The sequence below is a fragment of the Daejeonella sp. genome, assembly GCF_037719425.1.
Lineage (GTDB): Bacteria > Bacteroidota > Bacteroidia > Sphingobacteriales > Sphingobacteriaceae > Daejeonella.
The window spans coordinates 1-1264 of sequence record NZ_JBBJNI010000042.1; the positions used below are offsets into that span (position 1 = coordinate 1).

1 protein-coding gene is annotated in these 1264 nt (G+C 49.4%); it reads right to left on the bottom strand.

Annotation, left to right across the window (positions count from 1 at the left end):
• Positions 1-1264: DPP IV N-terminal domain-containing protein (locus tag WKF69_RS07580; RefSeq protein ID WP_340380960.1), on the bottom strand; the 1264-nt coding region annotated here is incomplete at both ends.

The window sequence follows — 1264 nt, forward strand, 5'->3', positions numbered from 1 at the left end:
CATCCAAGTACCATCTGACGCTGTGGTCCGCCATGCACATAAACTATCGCCGGCCTCTTAGCTGTTCCAGCATTTTTAGGCTCAAATAACTGCCCGTAAACTGTTTGTCCGTCAGGAGCCTTGAAAGTAACGTGTTTAGGTGTTACAAGGTGTGATGCTGGAAAGCTTGCTGGGATCAGATTCTCTCCGAGCAGTTTAACCGGACCTTTATTAAAACTCATTGTAGCCGGAAGCAATGGCCGCTGGGCAGTAGAACTTAGAAATGCAATCGTTGAATTATCCCCGGTTATTACAGGATAGGCTTCAATTCCGGCTCCCGGGGTAAGAATTTCCATCTGTGCACGGTCGACAGGTACCCGGGCGATATGCCTGCGATCAATATCTGAGGGGTCATTTCCGGCATTCGCAGCGAACACCAGCCACTTTCTATCATTGCTTAAGCGGATCTGCTCAACCATGAACTTCCCAGGAGTCAGTAATAATTCCTTTCCACCCTTAGCGCCTACAGAGTATAAATGCGGCCAACCATCCTGATAGGAAACAAATACTATCCTGTTCCCGGCTGCCCAGTTCAGGTTTGTGCCACCCTGAGTTGATGGTACAGAGCCTTCAAGAGTCTCAGGAGCCTTCCATACCGGCGACCCCTTTCCGCTGATTATGTCAGCTGTCCAGATCGTCCACGGCTGATGCTTTCTTGCAAAGATTGAATCAGTTTTTCCTCCTGAACCCGGCGTTCTGACGAAGGCAATGCTTTTTCCGTCTGGCGACCAACGCGGAGAATTATCCCTGGAAAAAGCGGGCAAGATCCAGTTAATGGGCGTTTGCTCGTCGGCATAGATCCCTATAAAAGAATGATCACCTCTGGATGAAACAAAAGCGATCTTAGAGCCGTCAGGGGAGTAGCTTAATGATCCCGTTGATCCACGGGCAAAGAATAGCGGTTTAGCCGTTGCCGAACCATCGATAAGTACGCTCATTACCTGGCCGCCCCTGGAGAAAAGAACCCTATCACTGGCAGGGGAAACAATTGGTTCATCTGCTTCCGCCAATATAGCCGGCTTTCCTCCTTCAAACGGGATGCTCATTATTTGCACTTTTGCCGCGATAGGGTCAAAGGCAGCATTTACAGGCATTGACGAATCACTGCCGCCATGATCGCCGCCCCGGACGAAAACAACCCATTTACCATCCGCTGAAATGGTCACACTTGTAAGCTCCTGTCCATCGTCTTTGTTGTAGTCGGTTATTTTCTTGGGAGTGAAAT